This is a genomic window from Paenibacillus sp. PAMC21692 (genome assembly GCF_014303795.1).
Lineage (GTDB): Bacteria > Bacillota > Bacilli > Paenibacillales > Paenibacillaceae > Pristimantibacillus > Pristimantibacillus agaridevorans.
Genome location: NZ_CP060293.1, coordinates 3,454,568 through 3,476,829 on the forward strand (window position 1 = coordinate 3,454,568; position 22,262 = coordinate 3,476,829).

Sequence of the window (22,262 nt, forward strand, 5' to 3'; positions counted from 1 at the left end):
TTTCAATATAGGAAACTCGTCATGGAATAGCATACAGAAGATGCGGTTATTCGTCTTCCGGCAAGGGGTCCTGCTGCGCCGTCTTAGACCGCGAATGCGACGCTGGCATGTCGAGGTCCGAACCATCACTCGTGTCGCCTTGGCTCAGCATTTCATTTACCGTACTCCACTCCTCTCTGCCCAGCAGTCTCGACGCTTCCTTGCGAAGATGATTCTGAAGCTTGACGAGCCTGTCGACTAGGGCGTTAATCTCGGCAGGAGTAAGTAGATCCTCCATCAGTGTTCGCAGATCGTCCGGCTTGAGAGCCAAGATGCGTTTCGCCAGCTCTCTGTCTACGAACTTGCTAAGGCCAGGGTATTCCTGGTGATTGGAATCCAGATCGCTCTGCGCGCCGAATGCCATATCGTTGTCGAGCCCCTTCACTCCAAGCACATTGCCGTCATCATCGCGTTCAATCATGAAGTTTCCGCCTTGGAGGTCAACTTGCATGGCGAGAGTATCGATTAACTGCAAGCGCGACATGGCCCGTTGGAAGACGGGGTCATCCACGTTAAACGATTCCTTGCGGCTCGCTTCGATATCATCGTTTAAAGGCTTCAGAAATTTATATCTTCCGCCGGATCCGCTAATTCCCGAGTTGTGTAATGCCATCTCCGCGCCGGCGATGACGCCTGCGTCTAGCAGTTTGTCCAATCGGGACATAGCTGCCAGGCGAGCGCCCGCCCGATCGATTTTGTTATCCATTGCCACGTTGCCGTTTTCATCGTCTGCCGAATCCTTTTTATTCTCGGACGCCATCTCGGACATCTCCTCATAGGATCGCAGCGCGAGTTTTGTTTCCTTGAACATCCCTTTTTTATCTGGCCCGATTTCGAAGAGCGCGATCGTATTGCTGCCGCCCGTGCCCGTAACTCCGTTTATATCTTCCGCAAGCCCCGGCAGGCCTTTGCTCGTGAGGAGTGCCCATAACGGGCGATCCTTCGCCGGATCCAGCTTGTATTCGGCCGCGGAAGAGCGAACGGCTCTTTTCTCTAGAGGCAAGGCTTTCTTAAATCTGCGGATATAGTCAGCCGTGGGGTCCTTGTCGTCTTTCTTATTGTGACTGCTGCAGGCATCGCTGACGTTCTCGACTTCGTTGTAGAGCGACATAATCACGTTGAGCTGATCGTCGATTTTCTCTGGCGTGTTCCCAACGACCTCTTGGTCTACGTAACGGTCGAAGAGCTCCAGCTTCTGCAGGAGAGCGCGATAATGCGTGTTGTTCTTCGAAAGCGTCTCGCCCATGCCAAACTTCTTGTCCGGCTGAATCGTGGCATGCTCCTTCGGTTCGCCAAGCTGCTTTTTCGCTTCGGAAGGGCGGGGCATGCGCTGGATGGGCGAATCGGCGTAAGTGGAGGAGCTTGAGCTCCGTTCGCCTGTATCCGCGGTTTGGCGCTGAACGAAATCCTGGAATTCTTCACTCTCGGACTCCGCTTGTTTTTGATGCTCCGGTTCTGGGGCATTCGCTGCCTTGGCTCCCATTCGATCGGCTTCTTGTTCGAGGGCAGGACTATCGTTAAGCGCGTGTCCGGTAGAGAGCTGGGCGGTAGGTGCGACGCGTCCTTCGCGCTGCTGGATAACGTGGGACAGCTCATGCCCGAGCAGCTGCTGACCGTCGCGGCTATCGGGTTTATACTGTCCCGGGGCGAAATGGATATCCGAACCTTGCGTATAAGCGAGCGCCCCGACTTGACTTGCTTGAGATCCGACATGGATGCGCACATTGGAGAAATCTGCTCCGAACGATTGTTCCATCTTGGCCTGCAAATCCTCGGGCATGCCTTTCCCCCCTCCGGAAGAGGAAGATGATGACGGCGATGCGGCATGCAGCTCCGTAGATTCGTCCTTCAGTCTCTGCAGAACCGCTTGATTGCCCGCAGATGCCTGGAGCCGAGCTAACTGGCCCGTCGGACTTCCATCCTTTCGGCGCTGAATGGCAGCCGAGTCCGGCTGGGACGAGCGCGGCAGCCTTGATGATAGTTTAGGCTCATGTCGCGTTAGAGCGCGTCGTCGTTCAGCAGATTCCTTCATGGATTCACCATCTTCCTGGAGAATAAGCGCAAGATTCGTTTTACTACGTTCATTTTAACTCTCGTAAACCGATTATATCCCATTGCCGCGGGAGCTGTCATACCCTTTTGCAAAATATGCCAAGCGCTCTGTCGATTCGGCCCTTGCATTCTCTCATTCCACTCCCACGTATTTGGCAATCCTGTGATATAATGCAGAAATATAGGTTATTATCGCACGGGTTGACGGACTGTGCCGAATGCGGGGGAACGCTGGAAATGAATGCTGCGGACGAGACGATTGGCGTCTATGGAGCGGTTGATCATATTAGGGACGAACTAATCTGGCTGGACGCTGGCCTGCGCGCGCTGCTTGATCTTGGAGGCAACGATCCGTTCGTGGATCCGCTTGCAGCCTTTAGAGGACTGGTCGTGAGCAGGGAAGAGCTGCTGGAAGAGGAATCTGCGGAGATGGCCGAGAGCAAAGCTCGGGCATGGCAGGATTATGCGGCATTTCGGAGGGAATCGGAGGAACAAACCTCCGAACGGGCACGGGACATACTCGGTCTGCCTTTATACGCTCTGGCATCGTCACTCCGGCTTACGGTATGGGAATATCGCTGCGTCGTGCTTTGCCTAGCCGTAGAGGTAGATCGCAACTATGAGAAGTGGTATGGCTACCTAAACGACGATGCAACTGCAAAAACGGCAACGGTTGATTTGGCCTTGAGGCTGTTGGGAGATTCGGAGGATGACAGGAAGCTGGGCAGAGTCCTGTTAGGAAGAGACGGCAAGCTCCGCCGCTGGCTGCTTCAGCCGCCAGGGGACGAATCCTCCGCTCAGGCGCTCAAGTCGCCGCTTCGGCTGGACGAACGTGTCGTAACCTTCCTGCTGGATACGGAGAAGCTCGACGGAAGGCTAGGCGAATGTGTGGAATCGCTCGATCCGGAGCAATACCCCGAGCTTGCCTGGGAGGGAGCCGGGGAAGTTGAAGACGTGCTTCGCCAGGTGATCGACAGCTGGCCGGCGGACAGTCTGCCCGTTGTCATGCTGTGGGGGGCGCGAGGCGGAGGCAAGCGGGCGCTGATGCACCGTCTTGCCGCCCGTCGGAGGCAGCGGCTGCTGGTCGTCTCGCTTGCTTCGCTGCCATCCGAACCTGAGAGACTTCGCACCGTCATGGATCACCTTATCCGCGAAGCGCTGATGACGGACTCCATTATCGCTTTCGAGGAAGAGAACGGCGGATGGAAGGAACGTTTGTCGCTGGGACAGCTGCGAGACTCACTGCGAGATTACGCAGATCATGCGGGCCGTCCGCTTGTCGCCTGGATCGCTCGCGATCGAAGCGCCGTCGGCGAATTGCCGTTGCCGGAAGGATCCGCCTTCTGGAGCTCGGAGCTGCCGCCGCCCGTTGCGCGGGTTCGCGCGGAGCTGTGGCAAAAGCAAGCGGCTGAGCTTGGAGAAGCTGCCAGCTCGCCGGGCGCTCCCGACTATGGGACTTTGGCCGTTGAGCTCGCGGATCGCTTTCATTTCACCCCGGGACAGATCGCGACGGCATGGCGGCAAGCGCTGGTACTTGCAGCCGGGCGGGGGGAAGCGCTGCCGAGCCGGGCCGATCTGGCCGCGGCGGCCAGAGGCCAGTTCCGACATCGGCTCGCGCAGCATGCCGTTGCCATCGAGCCGCGCCGAAGCTGGGAAGATCTCATCATTCCGGATGAATCGCTTGACCTCATTCGGGAGGCGTGCAAGCGTTATATGCTGAGAGAGCAGGTGCTTGGAGGATGGGGACTGGGCGGCAGATTGACTTACGGTACAGGAGTCCATCTCCTGTTCGCGGGGCCGCCGGGCACGGGCAAGACGATGGCGGCTGAAGTTGTGGCGGGAGAGCTCGGCCTGGAGCTGTACAGGGTCGACCTGTCGCGGATCGTAAGCAAGTATATCGGGGAGACGGAGCAGCGGCTGCGAGAGCTGTTCGAGGAAGCTCGGCAGAGCGGCGCCATCCTGTTCTTCGACGAAGGCGATGCGCTGTTCGGCAAACGGACAGAGGTGAAGGATGCACACGATCGTTACGCCAATATGGAAGCGGCTTATTTGCTTCAATTAATCGAGGCCTACGACGGGGTAACGATTCTGGCCACCAATCTTATGCAAAATTTGGACGAGGCGCTGCTGCGGCGCATGAGCGTCATCGTTAAGTTCCCATTCCCCAGCGCAGAAGATCGCGCGAGAATATTCGCGTCTCTCCTTCCCGTCGGCGTTCCCCGGGCCGAGGATCTGGATCTGCCGTTCCTGGCTCAACGCGTAGAGGTATCGGGCGGCCATATCAAAAATATTGTGCTCGCCGCCGCATTCCTTGCCGCATCCGGACATCAGCCTATCGGAATGACGCATATGGTGCGTTCGGCACGCGCCGAGCTTCAGAAACTTGGCAAAATTCCGATGCGGGGAGCTTTCGCGCCTTACAGCGAATGATAATGAAACGAAGGTGCAGGACGGAAAATAGCGTAGAGTAGTTCGGTTCGTAGTATTCGTAGTGTATGGTTGTATTCGCAAGGCCAATCATCATTATTTTTCCGGCCCGTACTTCGGCATGAAACCGATTGCCGGGCAGGTGGGGGAGAGAAGACAATGGGAAGCTACACGGTAATTGCCGACGCCGGCGCCAGCCTGCTCAAGCTGCTGCGCGAGGAAATGACGCCGGATCCGGTATCCCGTCCGGAGCTGATCGGGATGGCGAGTCCGGCGGACAAGGGAGACTTGAACATATCGGTATACATATGCGCGGTGAGGGAGAACAACGAATCGCGTCGAACGGAAATGCTGATCGAAGGCGATATGCTCCGTTATCCGCCGCGTTCCATTGATCTGGAATGTCTAATAACTGCACATTCCAGCGCGGATATTTTGACTCGCACGCTTGACGAGCACCGACTGCTGGGCAAGGTTGCGCAGATTCTTCATGACAATAGCGTATTGCGGGGGCCGATGCTGGAGGGAACGCTGGCCGATTCCGATGCCGGGCTCAAAATATCGCCATTGCCTTACGGAACGGAGGATCTGACGCGTCTGTGGCAATTCGGGGATGCGCCTTACAAGCTTTCGCTGGCGTATCGGATCGGTCCCGTGCATCTGGATTCCAATCGCGTCAAGCCGGCCGCCCGCGTTGTGGAGAGACGCATCACGCTACGCGAGAAGGAGCGGGGATAAGTCATGCACTCCTCTCAATCCACTACCGTATCCCGTTGCTCGCTTGTCATTCGGACGACTGATGTATGGACGGGCCGACCGGCCGCTGCCTCTGCGGTCAGGGTGAGACTCGAGGATGTCCGGGCGACTCCGCTTCGCACGTCGGAAGGCAGCTGGGCGTTTCTGGACATCCACGGTAATTATTGCACAATAATCGTGGAGTCCGACATGTATCTGCCATGTGCCAGACAAGTCGATCTGTCGACGTTGAAGCAAGGTCATCCCGTCGTCGAGCTCTTTTTAATGCCAAATAGAAGATACACTCCTCCGACATCCGCCTCCGGTATTATTCGCAGATTGACGGACGGTGCAGGGAAACCGTTGTCGGACGTGGACGTTTTCGCTTATGTGGAGGACGACAGCATGGCTAGAGGACGAATTCTGGACGAGGAGGTTGCCCCGGGCAGCACGAAGCTTCGTTGCTTGCCCGGCGCGACGAAGCTTAAAAACGGCGACGCGCTGGCCGTGCGCGGCAAAGACGGCAAGGGGGCCGAATGGTTCCGCGTGCTGCCGACCGAGGACGGGGAGGAGCTGCGGCTTGAGCTGGACAGGCCAACAGCAGGCCGGTGGAAGCGTCATACGCTGCTGCTTCCGGCAGCCGCTGCGGTGAGTGATCGGGACGGCTGGGTATTGCTGCCGTTCCGTGGACGCGTATCGCCTGCCGGTGGCGTCGCCGTCCGGCTAAGGCACGAAGATCGTACGCTGGAGGAACGGTGGCCGCTGGAGCAAGGAAAGACGAACGTGCTGCCTGACTTCGTCTGGGCGAAGTGAGTGGCTGGCGACTCTCGAAACGAAGCTCGCATTATTATAAAGGTACTAATGGTGCTTTTGAGTCGCGGCAGGTGTGGATGTGTATGAAATTTCGAGTACAATGGTGTCTTGGAGACGCGGCAGGTGCAGATGTGTATGAAATTTCGAGTACAATGGTGCCGGAGAGTCGCGGCAGGTGCGAATGTGTATGAAATTTCGAGTACAATGGTGCCGGAGAGTCGCGGCAGGTGTGAATGTGTATGAAATTTCGAGTACGATGGTGCCGTAAAGGCGCAACTGATGCGAATGTGTATGAAATTTCGAGTACAATGGTGCCACGGAGGAGCAACTGGTGAGAATGTGTATGAAATTTCGAGTACAATGGTGCCGCAGAGGCGTAACTGGTGCGAATGTGTATGAAATATCGAGTACAATGGTGCAGTAGAGGCGCAACTGATGCGAATATGTATGAAATTTCGAGTACAATGGTGCCGGAGAGTCGCGGCAGGTATGAATTTGTATGAAATTTCGAGTACAATGGTGCCGTAAAGGCGCAACTGATGCGAATGTGTATGAAATTTCGAGTACAATGGTGCCGTAAAGGCGCAACTGATGCGAATGTGTATGAAATTTCGAGTACAATGGTCCCGTAGAGGCGCAACTGATGCGAATGTGTATGAAATTTCGAGTACAATGGTGCCGCAGAGGCGTAACTGGTGCGAATGTGTATGAAATTTCGAATATGGTCAAGCGCCAGAGTGATTGTAAATCCTATCTGCGCAACAAAAAGGCCCGCGTCGTTCGAAAACGAACGATAACGGGCCTTTTCGAATTGGCGATAAAACCTGCTTTTATGCTACCGCAGCGAACGTCAACGCGTTTCTGCGAGCGAAGCTCGCCCTCGCCGCGGATAGCGAGTCCGCGATGAGCGGCTAGCAGCGAACCGTCAACGTGTCTCAGCAAGCGAAGCTCGCCTTCGCTGCGGATATCGAGTCCGCGATGAGCGGCCAGCAAAGCAACGTCAACGCGTTACGGCCGGCGAAGCTCGCCCTCGCCGCGGATGGCGAGTCCGCGATGAGCGGCGTTGGGATGCGCGTAGGCAGCGCCCTGCAGCCGCTCGCCGTTATCGGCGACGGCGTCGAATGTGACCCGAATGTTCTCATTTTGCGAAAGCCAGTCCAGCACTTCCGCATCGTCCAATTCTGCCACGTCGACGTACCAGAGCTTATCTCCGTATTGAGTGACCAGCATCAGCTTGGCATCTTTGAAGCGGAGCTCGCGGTTCTCCCACATGTTATTGCCGATCGTGATGCTGATTAAGTTGAATTCTTCTACTTCCATAGTTACCTTCCACCCCCAGCCGCCTGAAGCGATTGTTTCGCCGTTAAGTTACACCTGCCTCAGGCCGCAGCCGACTCAACTCTTAATACAGTTTGCCTTGCCTGAACAAGACCGAGGACAGCTTCATGACCGCATGCACGTAACAGCTCTGGCGAAGCGTCATCGAATCTCCGAAGTAGGCGGGAAGGATGCTGTTCATCGTCTTTTGCATCTTCGCGAACAGCAGTTTAAATATTTCGGTTTCTGTATAAAATTGCGTCTCCCGTCCCTGCAGCCATTCGAAGTAGGAGACGATAACGCCTCCGGCATTCGCCAAAATGTCGGGGATGATGATGGTTCCTTTCCCGGACAGGATAGCGTCCGCCTCGCCGGTAATCGGGGCGTTCGCTCCCTCCACGATAATGCGGGCTTGCACTTGCGATACGTTGTCCTCGCGGATCTGATCCTCCAAAGCGGCAAGGAAAAGCACGTCTACGTTTAAGGACAGCACATCCTCGCGTCCGAGCACCTGCGCTTTGAGCCCAATAGCATCCAGCGCTTCCGTCGTTCCGGGAAGATCGCCTTTGTTTGTGGAAGCATATTCGATCAAAGCGGGAATGTCCAACCCTTCTTCATTGTACAAGGTGACGTTGCGGTCGCTGACCGCTACGACGCGGTTTCGCAATGCGGAGCACTTGTACGCCTCCAGCGCCGCGACCGAACCGACGTTGCCGAAGCCTTGTACGGCGACGGACAGCGGTCTGCCCGCGTGTTCCCGCGCCGTTTTTGCGAACGGGTTATCGCTGCCCGACAGCCAGCCGCCATGTTCGTTCAAGTAATCATGCAGCATGTAGCGGAACGTAAAGTAGACGCCTTTGCCCGTTGCTTCGCGCCGTCCGAGAGATCCGCCGCTGACGATGCTTTTGCCTGTGAAGCTGCCAAGATAGGGATTGCCGGGATGAATGTTTTTGTATTCGGCCATCATCCAGTCCATCTCGCGTTCGCCCGTGCCCATATCGGGAGCGGGGATGTCCTTGTCGGGACCCAGTACGTCACTGAAGTATTGCACGTATTTTTTGCAGATGAGATACAAATCTTTATCCGAGAAGTTGCGGGGGTTGATGACCACGCCGCCCTTGCCGCCGCCGAACGGCACTTCGTGAAGCGCGTTCTTAAGCGTCATTAACGCCGCGAGATTGGTGACTTCCTCTTCGTTTACCGTCTCGTGAAACCGAATTCCGCCTTTGTAGGGTCCGAGCGCGTCATTGTGCTGAATCCGGAATGCGGGAATTCGGACGACGTTTCCATCCCCGAGCGCGATACGAAGGAATGCCTTATGTACTTTGTTCGGCGTGGACAGAATGGCGGCAAGCGACTGGAACGAACGTTCGCGGAGCTCGCCTTGCAGCTGTGATAGGAATTTGGGATCATCCATTAGTGCGGATAACGATTGTTGTACGATTGCGCCTGTCTGGCTAGCCATTAGTGATGTCCTCCTAGCAAGCGTATTGGTGTTAGCGACCCCATTGTACCATATGTTGCCTGCTACATTGAAATCGCTAATGTTTTGCCGAACAGGGCAATCGCGTTCACAATATTGTCCTGTCAATGCGATCCGTTATCCGGACCGTCGAACCCGGACTGCTCCTTTTTCTCTTCGGCCGAATAGGCGACCAGCGCGATTGGACCGCCGTTCTGCTTCGACAGCCTGTTTTCCAACTGGCGAATGGCGTCCAGCGCATCTTCTTGGTGACGAAGCTCCGCCACATGGTACTGATTGTCCACTACGATTCCTCCTTTCCGCCAATGGTCAACCCTCTACATGATGGGCGTTTTCCTTAGCCGTTATGCACGAGTAGCCCTTCCGGGCCAATTGTCCTTTTCTCCGCGGTCTAGTACACTAGATGCTGACTTGGCAGGAAGGACAGGTGGTTTCATTGCACAACAAACAGGACTATAGTTTTAAAATAATATCAGGTACGGTTTTCGCCGCGCTGCTAATAGCAGGCATGGCGCTGCTGCCGCAGACCGCAGGCGCCGGCAGCGGCATCGGTCCGGGGACGGCTCTACATGCTCACGGAGAAGGCGGCGGTACCGCCTACTGGTTGAAGGAAAGCGCGGTATACGGTCTTCGCGCGCTCTATTATGGCATGTTGCTCGTCACGACGGGCCAAATGTTGACATTCCTTGCCGTATCGCCCGGCGAGAGAGGAGCGCGGCAGCGGGAGTGGATGGGGAAGTGGGCCGGGCCGATGGCAAAGGCGTTGCTTCTGGTCGTTCTGCTTCATGTGTTCGTTCAGTCTAACCGGGTGGCTGCGGGGCTTCAAGGCGGCTTTGACGACTGGCTGCGGGTTTTCACGATGACATCGTCGGGACAAGTCTGGCTTGTCATGGTTGGACTTGCGGCTTTTGGTTTAATCGTAGCTCGCCTTCCGGATGCCATCAAGGCCGTTTGGGCATTGCTGCTGATTGCAACGGAGAGTTTGGTCGGGCATCCGGCGGCATCGGACGAGCTAACGGTCGCGGTTTTATCTGATTTCATTCACTTGGCGTGTTCGTCTATGTGGGTATCCGGCGTTGTGCTGCTGCTGCTGTTCTGGAGGTACGACAGGAAGGAAGCCGGACGTTTCGCCGAGACGTTCTCGGGTATCGCTTGGCTGATGATCGCCATCTTGGTTGTCACGGGCGCTATAATGGCATGGCTGTTGCTGCCGGACTTGTCGGCGCTGTGGCGCGGCGCTTGGGGGAGATGGCTCATGGGGAAAACGGCGGTCGTGCTGCTGGTTATCGGGATCGGCGCCGTGCTGCGAAGGAGCGCGCGACGCGGCGAGCTGCCGCGCGGCAGCCTGCTTAAGCTTGACGGGATCTTGATGGGGGCGCTGCTCATTATCGTGGCGGTGTTTACGACAATCAGCCCCTCTCCGGCCAGCCATCCCGTCAATTATCACAGAATGGGCAACGATCTGCATTATACCTTAAAGATCGAACCCAATGCGCCGGGACCGAACGACGTCGAACTCCAGATCTGGCTGCCGGAGGACAAAGGCGAGCCAGCGAGCATCGGCATGGCCATCATTCCGCAGAAGAAGCCGTCCGCTGCCGTTAACATCGAACTGGAATCCCGACCGCCGGGCATCGACATCCCGTTCCCGGGTTATACCGAATTCCGTTTCGTGGCGAAGAAAACGGAGCTGTCCGGCGCGGGGAACTGGAAGGCTCGGTTCACTTTGACGCTTGGCGACGGAACGGAACTGGAACGGGAATTCGATTTTAAGCTGGGTTACTAGAATTCGGATAGGGAAGGCAGGAGGACGCGATCATGACTTACAATTGGCTTCGAGGACTTATATTGTGGGTGCCTACGGCCGTTATCGGCATCTGGGAGTATGTCCGGCATGCGTTCCTGCTGCCTTACGTATCCATGGAGCTGGGCAACTGGCTGGCGCCCGTTATCGTGTTGCTGGTGACGCTTACGCTGCTCCGTCCCTTGTTCGGCAAGCTGGAGCATATGCAGCAGGCGCTGCAGCGTGAGCAGGTGGGCAAGGCGGCGCTCGAAGAACGCGAGCAGCTGGCGAAGGAGCTTCACGACGGAATTTCGCAGTCGTTATTCCTGTTGTCGGTGAAGCTGGACAGCCTGGACCGGTCTCGAAGCAAAGAAGAGTCGGGCCGGACCATGGAAGCGATTCGCGGAACGATCCGTCATGTACACGACAGCGTAAGACAATTCATCGCAAGTCTTCACGAGCCTCCGGTCGCCGCGGATACGGCTTGGCTGCAGAGCGCGCAAGCGCTCGCGGACGAGCTGGAGGACGCAAGCGGGACGGCGACTATTGTAGAGTGGGACATTCCCGACGGCTTGTTCGGACGCAAGGAGAAGGTGGAGCTGCTGGCGATTTTGCGGGAAGCGACAATGAATATTCGCAAGCATGCGGGTGCGGGAAGAGCTTCCATCCGGGCTGCGATTCTTAATCAAACAGGGCATGGGGAGACGTCATTCCGCTGTATCGTGGAAGATGACGGAATCGGCTTTAATCGGGAGGATTTGACCGGGAAGGGCAAGTACGGCGTTCGGATGATGTCCGAACGGGCGGTATCGATGGGCTGGAGCCTGCGGATCGACAAGGCGGAGCGAAGCGGAACGATCATTACCATTGAGGGCAGGTGCAATGAAACATGACGGAGAATGGACCGGTTGGTCAAGTGAGCGTGCTGATCGTAGACGATCATCCGCATGGCAGGGAGGGGATGCGGGATCTGCTCGGCGCCGATCCGTCCTTTCGCGTCGTCGGCGAGGCCGTGAGCGGCGAGGAAGCGATCGCGAAGGCAGCCGACCTGGTTCCCGACCTTGTGCTGATGGACATCCGCATGCCCGGCATGGGCGGGCTGGATGCGACCTTCAGGCTTAAGCAGCTGCTGCCCTCCGTCAAAATCGTCATGGTGACCGTATCCGACGATATTACGCATCTGTTCGAGGCGATTAAGCGAGGCGCGCAGGGATATCTGCTCAAAAATGTATCGCCCGCGTCTTGGCTGAGCTATTTGCGATCGGTAGCAATGGACGAAGCGCCGCTCTCCAAGGAGTTGGCGCTGCGCATGCTGCGGGAATTCGCGGCGAAGGCCGACGGAGGCGAAATCGTCGATTCTGCCGGCAAGGTTCCCGAAGCGGGGAGGGGCACGGGCGTCGGCGTTCCGTCTAACGGGCTTACTCCAAGGGAGAAGGAAGTGCTGGAGCATATATCGACTGGCGCTTCCAATCGCGAGATCGCCTCCACGTTGTGCCTGTCGGAACACACGGTCAAAAATCATTTAAAAAATATTCTTCAGAAGCTTCATCTGAACAATCGCGTGCAATTGGCCAGATATGCAATGGAGAACGGTTTGCAGCGCAGAGAGTAGCAACTATGACAAAAACTTCAAAAATACGACGGCATCCGGCAGGAAAGCGGACGCAAGTGGAGAACTACAATTAAGGTTAACAGAGCTTACGCCGGGACGAGTCTGCGTCATTGAGATGTCTCCCGGAGAAATCGGAGGTTCGTGAATGTCCAATGAACCGCATTATACGGTTGACCGCTCGCTCCAATTGCGCAACGATATGCAGGAGCTCATGCGATTAAACGAAGAACTTGAAGCAATCGGCGCAGAGCTCGACTGGTCCCCGCGTGCCGTGCTGGATCTGTCGCTTGCATGCGAGGAACTGGTGGTAAACATCGTCAACTATGGTTATCCCGTTGGCAGCGAAGGTTTTATCGAGGTTGGTCTCAGAGCCTCCCAGGATGAGGTGGAGATTACGCTGGCCGATCGAGGCAATCCGTTTGACCCGTTTAAGGATCCCGATCCGCTTGATCTGCTGGAGATGGATGTCGATGACAGGCCGATCGGCGGACTCGGCATTTTTTTTGTAAAGCGGTTGATGGATGAAGTGCATTACGAATTCGCGGACGGGATGAATCAGGTACGACTTCGCAAGAGATGGTCGAAGCAATAAATCGGGAGGTATGACATCATGAATATTCAAGTAGAAGAGATTGGCGGAGTAACGATTATTCCGCTCGAGGGAAGGCTGGACGGCAACAACGCTGGCGTGGCGGAGGGCGTGTTCCTGGGGCTGTTCGCGGAAGGAAAGGGAACATTCGTCTTTGACTTCTCGGAATTGCAGTACATCAGCAGCGCCGGGCTGCGGGTCGTTTTGGTAGCGGCCAAGAAGCTGCGGGCCTCCAAGGGGCGCATGATCTGCGCGAATCTGGCGGAGCAGGTGTACGACGTGTTCGAGATGTCGGGCTTTACGAGCATTCTGGAAATCGCGGGGACGAAGGAAGAAGCGCTGGCGAAGCTGCAGGCCGGTGCGTAACGGGACCGCGTCAATGCGACAGCACGAAAGGCGGAACTTATCTTGTCAGTAATTTATTTGGTCATCGGGGCGGCTGGAGTCGGCGCAGCCATCTATGCAGCCATTGCCAATCGCCGTCTTGCCGCGAGATTAAAGGCTGCCGAGAAGCTGTTCGAGCTTAGCTCGGGACTCCATTCGTCGCTGCGAAGATCCGAGCTGCTGCAAACGGCGGAAGCGGCTGCCCGCGAGCTGGCGGGAGCAGGAGAGTCGGCGGTTTCGGTCACGTATGGCGATACAACTGCCGATGCACATGCGAATGTACGCATGGAGGGCGGAGGCGCGATCCCGATCGAAGCGGACGGCAAACGTATCGGGTCGCTGCAATGGACTGGCGGAAGGGATGCCGGGGCAGGAGCAAGAGGTGAGTTGTTGTCCCGGTTCGCGAGGCCGCTTGCGCTGGCCATGGACAATGCCAATCGGTACGAGGCGCTGGAGGAATCCGTGGGCGAGCTCCAGACGGTATCCTCCTTAAGGGAACGACTGGAGAGCGAGCTGCAGATTGCGGGCAGCATACAACTCAGCTTCTTGCCGACTACAATGCCTTCTTCCAATGAACCGTTCGATGTATGCGCCTTGCTGAAGTCGGCCAAGGAAGTCGGAGGAGACTTCTATAACTTCTACAAAATCGACGACCGCCACCTGTTCTTCACGCTTGGCGACGTATCGGACAAAGGAATTCCCGCAGCCCTGTTTATGGCGATGACGTTGTCGCTGATCAAGGGAAGCATGCGGGCGGGTCTGACTCCGGGCGAATTGCTCGGGAAGGTAAATGACATGCTCTGCGCCGACGACGCCCAGTTGTTCGCTACGATCGTATGCGGCGTGCTCCAGATCGATACGGGAGAAATCGTATTATGCGACGGCGGGCATTGCACGCCTTATATCGTCAAAGCAGACGGCACCGTTATGCCGGTCAAGCTTAAGAAGGGGATTCCTCTCGGCTCATTTCCCGAGTTCGAATATACCAACGTATCGCTTCAGCTTGACAAGGGTGATCGTCTGGTCGTCTATACGGATGGGATAACGGAAGCGGAGAACGGCGCTCAGGAGCAATATTCGACGAACAGGCTGGAGCGATTCCTGTCTCTCACGAAGGATTATTCCAGCGCGGAAATCATAGACGCCTTGCTCATGGACGTCTTTATGTTTGCCGACGGCGCACCGCAATCGGACGATATCGCCGTGCTTTGCCTGTCGCGGAGATGACGAAAGTCCGAGACGGTTCGTCTATCATTCACAAAGAACTGACAGAACTCTCTACGATGTGACAACTTTAGTTGTTTTCTCACAAAATATGATCAAATTTACGTAGTCATATGGACGTATTACAAGTATAATATGAAATGGACTTGCTAGAAATGACGACATTCGTAATAGGATGCAAGACGCATGGGCGATGCCAGGCCTGGCAGACCTATGCTTGTTCGTCTGCTACTTTTCTACAAATGCCTGCACGCATCACGTTCAGTCAGACGCCTGTGGGACCAACGGTCCCTGCATTCAGGCCATCTTCGGTCTTGGGGTGGCAGAGGACCTAAAGTCCCCGCCGAATGCCAATACATATATCGTTTGAGAGGAGATCACACATGGCTGAGTATTTATCGCCAGGCGTTTACGTGGAAGAATTCGAAAGCGGCGCTAAACCGCTCGAAGGAGTAAGCACCAGTACGGCCGGCTTTATCGGACTAGCGGCACGGGGGCCGGTATCCGGACTTCCGCTGCTAATCACAAGTCCTGCCGACTTTGCAAGGGCGTTCGGCTCTTACCTGTCGGAGAGCGCTTTCGGCACTTACCGTTACCTGGCGTACGCTGTCAATCAGTTCTTCATGAATGGGGGTTCCCGTTGTTATGTGATGCGGGTTGCTCCAGAGGACGCGAAAGCCGCTTCGGGAGGCGGAGAGGTGTTGTCCGTAACGGCCAAAAATCCTGGCGCATGGGGCAATCAGATTCGCCTGTCGTTCGTTCCTGCCAGCAAAGCGAAGACTCAAATCTATGAAGAGCTGGACGGCAACCGCTACCGCGTGAAAAACGCATCCGCCTTCTATCCGGGCGACGTAGTCGTCTTTACGGACGGTGCATCCAAGCAAGGCAATACGGTCGTATCGGTTCACGACGGCGTGATTGAGCTGGCGTCCGCCCTCAGCGGAGACGTAACGGACACTTCGCTCGTCCCTTCCAAGGTCATCGCGACTTCGGAATTCACCCTTCAAGTAGCCTACGGCACGGAAAGCGAGACTTACGAAAAAGCGTCTCTTAACCCTGAAGCTCCCAACTACGTCGAAAAGCTTGTTGGACGTTCCAATCTGGTAGACCTCAGCGTTGTTGCGGCTTCCTCCGCAGATGCTCCTTATGCGCTGATCGCAGGCTCCGCAGGCGGCGAATCGTATTCGTTCGCGCTCGCGGGCGGCAGCGACGGCTCTGCATCCAGCTTGTCCCCGGCTGACTTCATCGGCGTGGACGAAGGTCCTGGCCGCAGAACGGGCATTCAATCGTTTATCGACAATGACGTAGTCAGCATCATGGCTATTCCCGGCGTTACGGATCCTAACGTGCAGCTGTCGCTCGTTGCGCACTGCGAATCGCTGGGCAGCCGCTTTGCCATTTTGGATCTTCCGCGCGAAGCGACGAAAGTTCAAGACGTGCTGGCTCACCGCGATCTGTTCGACTCCAGCTACTGCGCCTTGTACAACCCGTGGCTGCAAGTGTTCGATCCTCTCGACAAGCGCAACATCTTTATTCCTCCATCCGGCACGATCGCCGGTGTCTACTCCCGTTCCGATTCGACTAGAGGCGTGCAGAAGGCTCCTGCCAACGAGACGCTTCGCGGCGTAGTGGGATTGGATGTTCAATACAATAACGGCGAGCAGGATGTTCTGAATCCGGCCGGCGTTAACTTGATCCGCGCTTTTACGGGCCAAGGCATCCGCGTATGGGGAGCCCGTACTTGCTCTTCCAACCCGATCTGGAAATATATCAACGTTCGCCGTCTCTTTATCTTCCTGGAGAGCTCCATCAAAAACGGCTCGAACTGGGTCGTCTTCGAACCGAACACCGAGCAGCTGTGGGCTCGCGTTCAACGTACGATCGACGCGTTCCTGACCCGTGTATGGCGCGACGGCGCGCTGGCGGGCACCAGCCCATCGGAAGCGTTTTACATCAACATCGGACGCGACACGATGACGCAGGATGACATCGACAGCGGCAGACTGATTTGCGTAATCGGCGTAGCTCCCGTTAAGCCTGCGGAGTTTGTCGTGTTCCGCATGACTCAGAAGACGGGATCGGAATAATAGATTCATTTTTAATACCGAATAACGGAAGGGGATTCCCATGGCAGGAGATCGCACGGATCCATATCGCAATTTTAGATACCGGGTCGAGGTAGAAGGCCTGGAGCAAGCCGGCTTTAACGAGGTAACGGGATTCGACGCGTCGCTGGACGTCATCGAATACCGCGAAGGCAACGAATTGACGACGCCCCGCAAGCTGCCGGGTCTGACCAAGTATGGCAACATTACGTTGAAGTGGGGCACGACGGAATCCATGGAGCTGTACGAATGGATCCAGGAATGTATGGAAGGCACCATCGAACGCAAGACGATCACCATCATCGCGCTTGACGAAGAAGGCAACGACGTTGCGACTTGGCAAGTTATCGAAGCTTGGCCTATGCGTTACACCGCACCATCGTTCAACGGTCTTGGCGCCGAAGTCGCTATCGAGGCGCTGGAGTTCGCGCACGAGGGCTTGCTGAGAACGGCTTAGATCCTATAATGCGGCTCCCCCTGTCATTAAGATTTGAGGTGGGCGGAGCCTACACCGGACAAACAAGGGCCGGCCTCCGGCGTCACGACGTCTGGGCGCCCCTTGTTTTCCGCATTTATATCGTCGGTGCATTAGTATTAAAATTGGAATCAAATTCAAAAAGTTCGCTTTTCAGTACCGAGAGGATTGGATGAAACTAGAACCTGAGGAGCGGAGCATAGCAGCGCTATGTGAGCACCTGCAATGTACTTAGGTTCGGCAACCTCGGGCCCCGCGAAAGTAATCGGAATTGGCATCGAAGCTTCCCTTCACTTTCGTGGGTATCAGGAAATATTCGACGTCGAGTAAGCTTCTTGGATGACTTCGTAATGGAAAGCGGACTTTTTGAATTACCTTTAAAAATGGAGAGATGAAGAGATGGCGTTTCAGACGGAGTACGACTTTGAATTGCCGCGCGGTTACGTGGACGATCAAGGCAACCTGCACAGACGCGGTACGATGCGTCTCGCGACGGCTGCCGACGAAATCTTGCCGATGAAGGACCCAAGGGTTCAATCCAATCCCAGTTATTTGACCGTCATTCTTATGGCGCGGGTCGTAACAAGGCTTGGCGACGTGAAACACGTGGATACAAGGTTGATCGAGAAGTTGTTTACGGCCGATCTCGCGTACTTGCAAAACTTGTATCGCCAGATCAATGATCTGGAAAGCCCGAAGGTGCTTGCGGTATGTCCGAAGTGTGATCACGAGCACGAGGTCGCGATCGATTTTTTGTCCTTAACGGAAGCCCTCTCCTAGCCTATCCTGTTGATCGGCTGTATGAGGAGGTCGGCTTCATCGCCTACTATTTCCACTGGACGCATGACGACATTATGAATATGGAGCATGCGGAGCGGCGCAGATGGTGTGACGAGATATCCAGAATTAACCGCAAGATGAACGACGACGGCGATAAGAAGAACGTCTTCGACGTGTTCGGGAAGAGGTGAAAGCGTTATGGCAGCATTCAAGGTGCCCGGAGTGAACCGGATTCACCGGCTCGCGAGCTCGTTTCATTTTTGGGTGGAGCTGGATGGCATATATGTTGCCGGATTTTCGGAGGTGTCCGGTCTTGAGGCGGAGACGGAAGTCGAGGAATACCGGGAAGGCGGATTAAACGGTTACGTGCATAAGCTGCCCAAGGGCATTCGATATCCCAATCTCGTGCTTAAGCGAGGCATTACGAAGTCGCCCGTGCTCTGGAACTGGTATGAGAGTACCAAGAACGGTAAAGCAGTCCGCAAGTCGGGTTCGGTCGTTCTGCAGCAGCCGGACGGCAAGGAGTTCGGACGCTGGAATTTCTACGACGCCTATCCGGTTCGATGGAGCGGACCGCAGCTCAACGCGGCTTCAAGCGATGTGGCCGTGGAGTCGCTCGAGATTATTCATTCGGGGCTTCAGGGTGAATTCGGCAGATAACTATCATTAATATCCTGAATTGAAGGAGGATGCGCCACATGGATAGGAGCAAGGCGCCTAAGCAACGCAAGGCAGCCGATACCGCGGCTTCCGTCCAGGCATTCGCCGGGAGTATTCTTAACAAGCATCGTCCGGGTGGCGGCCGAAGCCAATTTACCAACATCCCGATGCTGCATGCCAAGCCCAAGGGCGAGCAAGCGGCGGTGCAACAGCGGATTCATATTCATGTGACGCCTCCTCGAGCAGAGGATCCGAGAACAAGACGCAAGCCGGAGGAAAGAAAGACCGACCGGATTATAGAACGCGAGAAAGTCAGAGTCGAGCATAAAACGATCATTGTTCGCGAAATCGTAAAAATCATAGATAATCAACGGACGGTTAGAGCGCAAGCCATGACCGCTCCGGTCCGATTGGAAGCATCCCCTCATGATCGACAATCCCCTGGCGCCGCAACATCGATGAAGCAGCAGGCTTCCGGCTCGCGGCGAGAGGATCCATATAGCGGCACCCTGCCCGCAGCAACAACGTTGGCAACAGGATTACATAAGGGAATAGGCAAGCTCGTACGGCAAAGCCCGTTCATAGAGAGGCTTCGGAGCATTATCGCTTCCGTTGAACCGAGTACCACTCCGACTTCCGGACGGCAAGCGAAGCGCGGGAAGACAGATGGCAGTATTGCGGCTGCATCCTATGTAGCCGCCAAAAAAGCCCCGTTGATGCATGCCAAGCGCGAAGAAACAACCAAGCGGGAAACTCGCGCCGAGCTGTCTCCGAAGCGCCGAATCTCTGATGCTGATCAGTCAGTACGTCAAGCAAATACAACAGCGCAAGCTGCTGTGAACAAGGCAAAACGAGCGAAACAAAAGGCTGAGCGAGCGGAAGAAAACTTGAAACGCCAAACGGTGGAAGCCGCCGATTCGGTACGCAATTCTTTACAATCCGCGAAGGCTGCCGAGGACAAGGTTAAGGAGACGGAGCAACGGGCTGGACGCAGAGAAGCTGCTGCGAAACGCCTGGCGACGGAAGCTGTGGAAGCCGCCAATCAAGCTGCCCGGTCGTCGCAAGTCGCAACGTTCAAGGCCAAGGAAGCGGAGCGGCGCGCTGACCATGCGGAGCAAGTGTTACAGACGAAAAAGACCGGCACGAAGCGCCGCAAAGCGGATTCTGCCGTTCCGGAATTGCAGCCCGTTCAAACCGAGGAGCTGACCGGGGACAAAAAGCAGACAGCGAAACGGCAACAGAAACGGTCGGATCGCAATCCGCAGAACAACGAGGCAGTCAGTGATCGTGGAGAGAAGCTTCCCTCCAGCGGCAACTCCTCAACCAAGACGAAGGGGCGTCGTCAAACGCCGAATTTGGTGCACAAACAATCAAACTCTGCCGCAGCACCCGACGAAGCGATAACGTCAAGCGTGCAACGGCAACCGGTACGCAACTCGAAGGCTGAACTTCAAAACCCTGCGAATAAAGGCGGCAAAGGATTGGGGCAGCAAGGAACTAACGCCTCGACTGCCCGCAGTTTCCATTCGAAGACAGTCGCCAACCCGAATCAAAACAAGTTTTTTGCGCAACGTGTTTTTCTTAAGGCGGGAATCAGCCCGATTCGGCTGTTGTCCATGAGTCCAAGCTGGGTGACGGCCTCCTCCATCAACAACAGAAACAACAAAAGCCATCGCAACAGTCGTCTAATCAGAGATTGGAATCCGACGAATCCAACGAATTCGCCGGATTCGTTACCGGAGCGGGCCCAATCAGCTGGTGGATCAGCTAAGCCGCCAATCCAGGCCAAGAAGCTCTTTCATCGCCAAATTGAAGGTGCAGATGTGGCAGGTACAGAGAGTTCGCCTCGCAAGAGGAACTCTCCAGCTTCCTCTCCTGTGGAAGAATCGTCAAGGACTCGTCTGAAAACCCGGACTGGAACGGAGTTGCAAATGGGCAATGCTGTTCCTATATTGCTAACGGCGCTAAAACATCACAGAACGTCTGCAGGCGTAAATGCCGGGCGACGCTTCCCCGAGTTGCTGAATGCGAGACGTCGGAATTCTGAGTCAGGAGCGCTTAATGTATCCGGGACCGGATCCCAGAAACGGCCGGGCTCTGTAAGCAGCCAGGGGCGGGAGGCTGCACCGGTGAATTCGCACGGGAGCGCATCCTATGAAGCAAGACGAGACAGGATCGGCGATCAGAAGCAAGCGAACTTATCCAGCCAGCTGGTAACCGGAAGGTCCAGAAATAACACGGCGCAGCCATCGGCGCCGCTGTTGGTAAGACGGGCGCTGAAGGCGGGGACCTCGGCGGAGCTCATGGAAGAAGGACTTAAGAGTCCGCTCACGACGGGGCGGATCCATCGCCTCTACAGGAACCGGAACTCGGCGGAACGTCGCATCCAGCGACTGCAGCCTTCAGCGTCGGAGAACAAGCCGCAAGCGCAAGCGGACTTGCCGCGGCGAAGCGGATCGCTTGTTCTGCGGCGCAACAAAGCAGATCGCGATATAGAAAAGAAATCTTCGGGTGTAAGCCGTCAGGCTGATGCCCCCAACAGGCAAGATGCAAATCGCAGCCACCGGACAACGGAGACTACGGTTGCACAGGCGAGTCGAAGCAAGGCCCATGAGGCTCCGCCCCTGCATGCTCCTGCAACTGCTGCTCCCTCATGGAAGGCGGGCATTCAGCAGCGGAGCGGAACCGACTCCCACCGTCATATGACGGGGCAAGCAGCGGCATATGGTTCCTTCGGCCTTGTCCTGCGCCAACTGCCGGAAACCTTTGGTGCCCGAATGATGCGTTTGGCTGAGCAAGGCCATACAGGACAGACGGCTTCAGCAACCAGCCGAATGGCGCGGGGGATGCTTATAGGCAGAAAACGACCGTCCTTTGCACCTTCGTTAGAAGAACGTTCTCCAATTGCATCTGCCGTACAGCAATCAACAGCAACGGCGAAGTACGCGGATTCTAATAAGCAGGAGGCTTCCCGTTCCCTGCCGAAGCAGGGAGCATTGGTTCAACGCAGTGCGGAAGGCTCACGGGAGAACGGTCGGCAGCATATGGCCAGAGTTATACGTCCCGGGAAAACGGCCCTTGCGGAAAGTACACGCGAGCAAGGGAGAACCATTGCCAATGCCGGGCCTGTAATTTCCCAGCCGCTAACCGTCGCGCAGCGAACAAGCCAGAAAGAGTCTGCGCGCCAATCGGCTCCCGCGACGTCCGGATTGACAATCAGGGAATCTGCGACGATATCTAATTCGGCATTGGGCTCGGCGGCAATCGTACAAAGGGCCGGGAGCACGGGACAGGATTCGGTTTCAGCATCGATGAGCGGCAGAGGCAGATTATCCTTGACCCCTGCAATAGCACGACGTACTGCCGAGAGTAAAGGTTCTCCGTTGATTGGCAGACAATTTACGGCGTCGGCAATACGCGGCGATCATGATCGAACGGTTCGGCAGATTTCCAGCACCAATCCGGGGACATTTTCTTCTTTGGCCTATAATCGGTCGGCACTCAACGATGCTGGTCTGGAATCCGAGCAGCCAGCCTTCGGAGCGAGCGCGCACAATGGTTCTCCGCTTGGACTGACGCATCGCTCAGCACCCCAGCAGCCCGCTGAGGCGTCCAGACAGATCAAGGTGGATGCCCCGCGCGAGCTGGAGCCGGAGAAGCTGCAACGGATGATTATGAAGCTGCCTCAATTAAATCCCGAAGCCATCGCAGACCGCGTATATAAGGCGCTCGAGAGAAAGATGAAGCTGGAGCAGCGTCGGAACGGATATTAAATAAGGAAACC

19 protein-coding genes are annotated in these 22,262 nt (G+C 56.0%); 15 read left to right on the forward strand and 4 right to left on the reverse strand.

Annotated features, from left to right (window positions below):
* Nucleotides 1-46: 46 nt before the first annotated feature.
* Nucleotides 47-2,071, reverse strand: a complete 2,025-nt coding sequence (locus H7F31_RS13600) for an eCIS core domain-containing protein (RefSeq protein WP_187104614.1) — start codon at nt 2,069-2,071, stop codon at nt 47-49.
* A gap of 257 nt (nt 2,072-2,328) precedes the next feature.
* Between H7F31_RS13600 and H7F31_RS13605 the strand changes: the two genes are divergently transcribed.
* The 3 genes from H7F31_RS13605 to H7F31_RS13615 all read left to right on the forward strand — a co-directional run bounded on the left by H7F31_RS13605 (nt 2,329) and on the right by H7F31_RS13615 (nt 6,066).
* Nucleotides 2,329-4,521 carry an ATP-binding protein gene (locus H7F31_RS13605; RefSeq protein ID WP_187104615.1) on the forward strand — a complete coding sequence of 731 codons (2,193 nt, stop codon included), beginning with the start codon at nt 2,329-2,331 and terminating at the stop codon, nt 4,519-4,521.
* Between the two features lie 156 nt (nt 4,522-4,677).
* Nucleotides 4,678-5,256 (forward strand): Pvc16 family protein, encoded by a 579-nt coding sequence (locus H7F31_RS13610; protein WP_087566844.1) that lies wholly within the window; start codon nt 4,678-4,680, stop codon nt 5,254-5,256.
* A 3-nt stretch (nt 5,257-5,259) separates the two neighbouring features.
* A complete protein-coding gene (locus tag H7F31_RS13615; RefSeq protein ID WP_187104616.1) occupies nt 5,260-6,066 on the forward strand; it encodes a hypothetical protein in 807 nt (268 codons plus the stop codon).
* A gap of 1,008 nt (nt 6,067-7,074) precedes the next feature.
* Here the strand turns inward: H7F31_RS13615 and H7F31_RS13620 are convergent.
* The 3 genes from H7F31_RS13620 to H7F31_RS13630 form a co-directional block, all read right to left on the reverse strand.
* Nucleotides 7,075-7,386: a hypothetical protein gene (locus H7F31_RS13620; protein ID WP_261800414.1), complete on the reverse strand. Its 312-nt coding sequence runs from the start codon at nt 7,384-7,386 to the stop codon at nt 7,075-7,077.
* Between the two features lie 82 nt (nt 7,387-7,468).
* Nucleotides 7,469-8,848 (reverse strand): Glu/Leu/Phe/Val family dehydrogenase, encoded by a 1,380-nt coding sequence (locus H7F31_RS13625; RefSeq protein WP_187104617.1) that lies wholly within the window; start codon nt 8,846-8,848, stop codon nt 7,469-7,471.
* A 122-nt stretch (nt 8,849-8,970) separates the two neighbouring features.
* Complete coding sequence (locus H7F31_RS13630; protein WP_187104618.1) at nt 8,971-9,150, reverse strand: hypothetical protein; 180 nt, start codon at nt 9,148-9,150, stop codon at nt 8,971-8,973.
* Between the two features lie 152 nt (nt 9,151-9,302).
* Here H7F31_RS13630 and H7F31_RS13635 point away from each other — a divergent pair, with 152 nt between their 5' ends.
* From H7F31_RS13635 to H7F31_RS13685, 12 genes are all read left to right on the forward strand, one after another.
* On the forward strand, nt 9,303-10,652 hold the full coding sequence (locus tag H7F31_RS13635) for a copper resistance D family protein (RefSeq protein ID WP_187104619.1): 1,350 nt from the start codon (nt 9,303-9,305) through the stop codon (nt 10,650-10,652).
* Between the two features lie 32 nt (nt 10,653-10,684).
* A complete protein-coding gene (locus tag H7F31_RS13640) occupies nt 10,685-11,542 on the forward strand; it encodes a sensor histidine kinase (RefSeq protein ID WP_187104620.1) in 858 nt (285 codons plus the stop codon).
* Entirely contained in the window at nt 11,539-12,261 is a 723-nt protein-coding gene (locus H7F31_RS13645; RefSeq protein ID WP_187104621.1) for a response regulator, read from the forward strand. Before H7F31_RS13640 ends, H7F31_RS13645 begins: the two co-directional genes overlap by 4 nt.
* Nucleotides 12,262-12,406: 145 nt before the next feature.
* Nucleotides 12,407-12,853 carry an ATP-binding protein gene (locus H7F31_RS13650; protein WP_187104622.1) on the forward strand — a complete coding sequence of 149 codons (447 nt, stop codon included), beginning with the start codon at nt 12,407-12,409 and terminating at the stop codon, nt 12,851-12,853.
* 18 nt (nt 12,854-12,871) lie between these two features.
* Nucleotides 12,872-13,216 (forward strand): STAS domain-containing protein, encoded by a 345-nt coding sequence (locus tag H7F31_RS13655; protein WP_087566836.1) that lies wholly within the window; start codon nt 12,872-12,874, stop codon nt 13,214-13,216.
* A gap of 42 nt (nt 13,217-13,258) precedes the next feature.
* On the forward strand, nt 13,259-14,461 hold the full coding sequence (locus tag H7F31_RS13660) for a PP2C family protein-serine/threonine phosphatase (RefSeq protein WP_187104623.1): 1,203 nt from the start codon (nt 13,259-13,261) through the stop codon (nt 14,459-14,461).
* Between the two features lie 380 nt (nt 14,462-14,841).
* Nucleotides 14,842-16,545 (forward strand): phage tail sheath subtilisin-like domain-containing protein, encoded by a 1,704-nt coding sequence (locus H7F31_RS13665; RefSeq protein WP_108991996.1) that lies wholly within the window; start codon nt 14,842-14,844, stop codon nt 16,543-16,545.
* A gap of 40 nt (nt 16,546-16,585) precedes the next feature.
* Entirely contained in the window at nt 16,586-17,020 is a 435-nt protein-coding gene (locus H7F31_RS13670) for a phage tail protein (protein WP_087566833.1), read from the forward strand.
* 417 nt (nt 17,021-17,437) lie between these two features.
* Nucleotides 17,438-17,818 carry a hypothetical protein gene (locus tag H7F31_RS13675; protein WP_108991997.1) on the forward strand — a complete coding sequence of 127 codons (381 nt, stop codon included), beginning with the start codon at nt 17,438-17,440 and terminating at the stop codon, nt 17,816-17,818.
* Nucleotides 17,819-17,835: 17 nt separating this feature from the next.
* Nucleotides 17,836-18,009 carry a DUF6760 family protein gene (locus H7F31_RS34465; RefSeq protein WP_087566831.1) on the forward strand — a complete coding sequence of 58 codons (174 nt, stop codon included), beginning with the start codon at nt 17,836-17,838 and terminating at the stop codon, nt 18,007-18,009.
* 7 nt (nt 18,010-18,016) lie between these two features.
* A complete protein-coding gene (locus H7F31_RS13680; RefSeq protein ID WP_187104624.1) occupies nt 18,017-18,478 on the forward strand; it encodes a phage tail protein in 462 nt (153 codons plus the stop codon).
* A 38-nt stretch (nt 18,479-18,516) separates the two neighbouring features.
* The gene (locus tag H7F31_RS13685; protein ID WP_187104625.1) at nt 18,517-22,251 is read left to right on the forward strand and encodes a hypothetical protein; all 3,735 of its coding nucleotides are present in this window, start codon (nt 18,517-18,519) and stop codon (nt 22,249-22,251) included.
* The last annotated feature ends 11 nt before the right edge of the window (nt 22,252-22,262 follow it).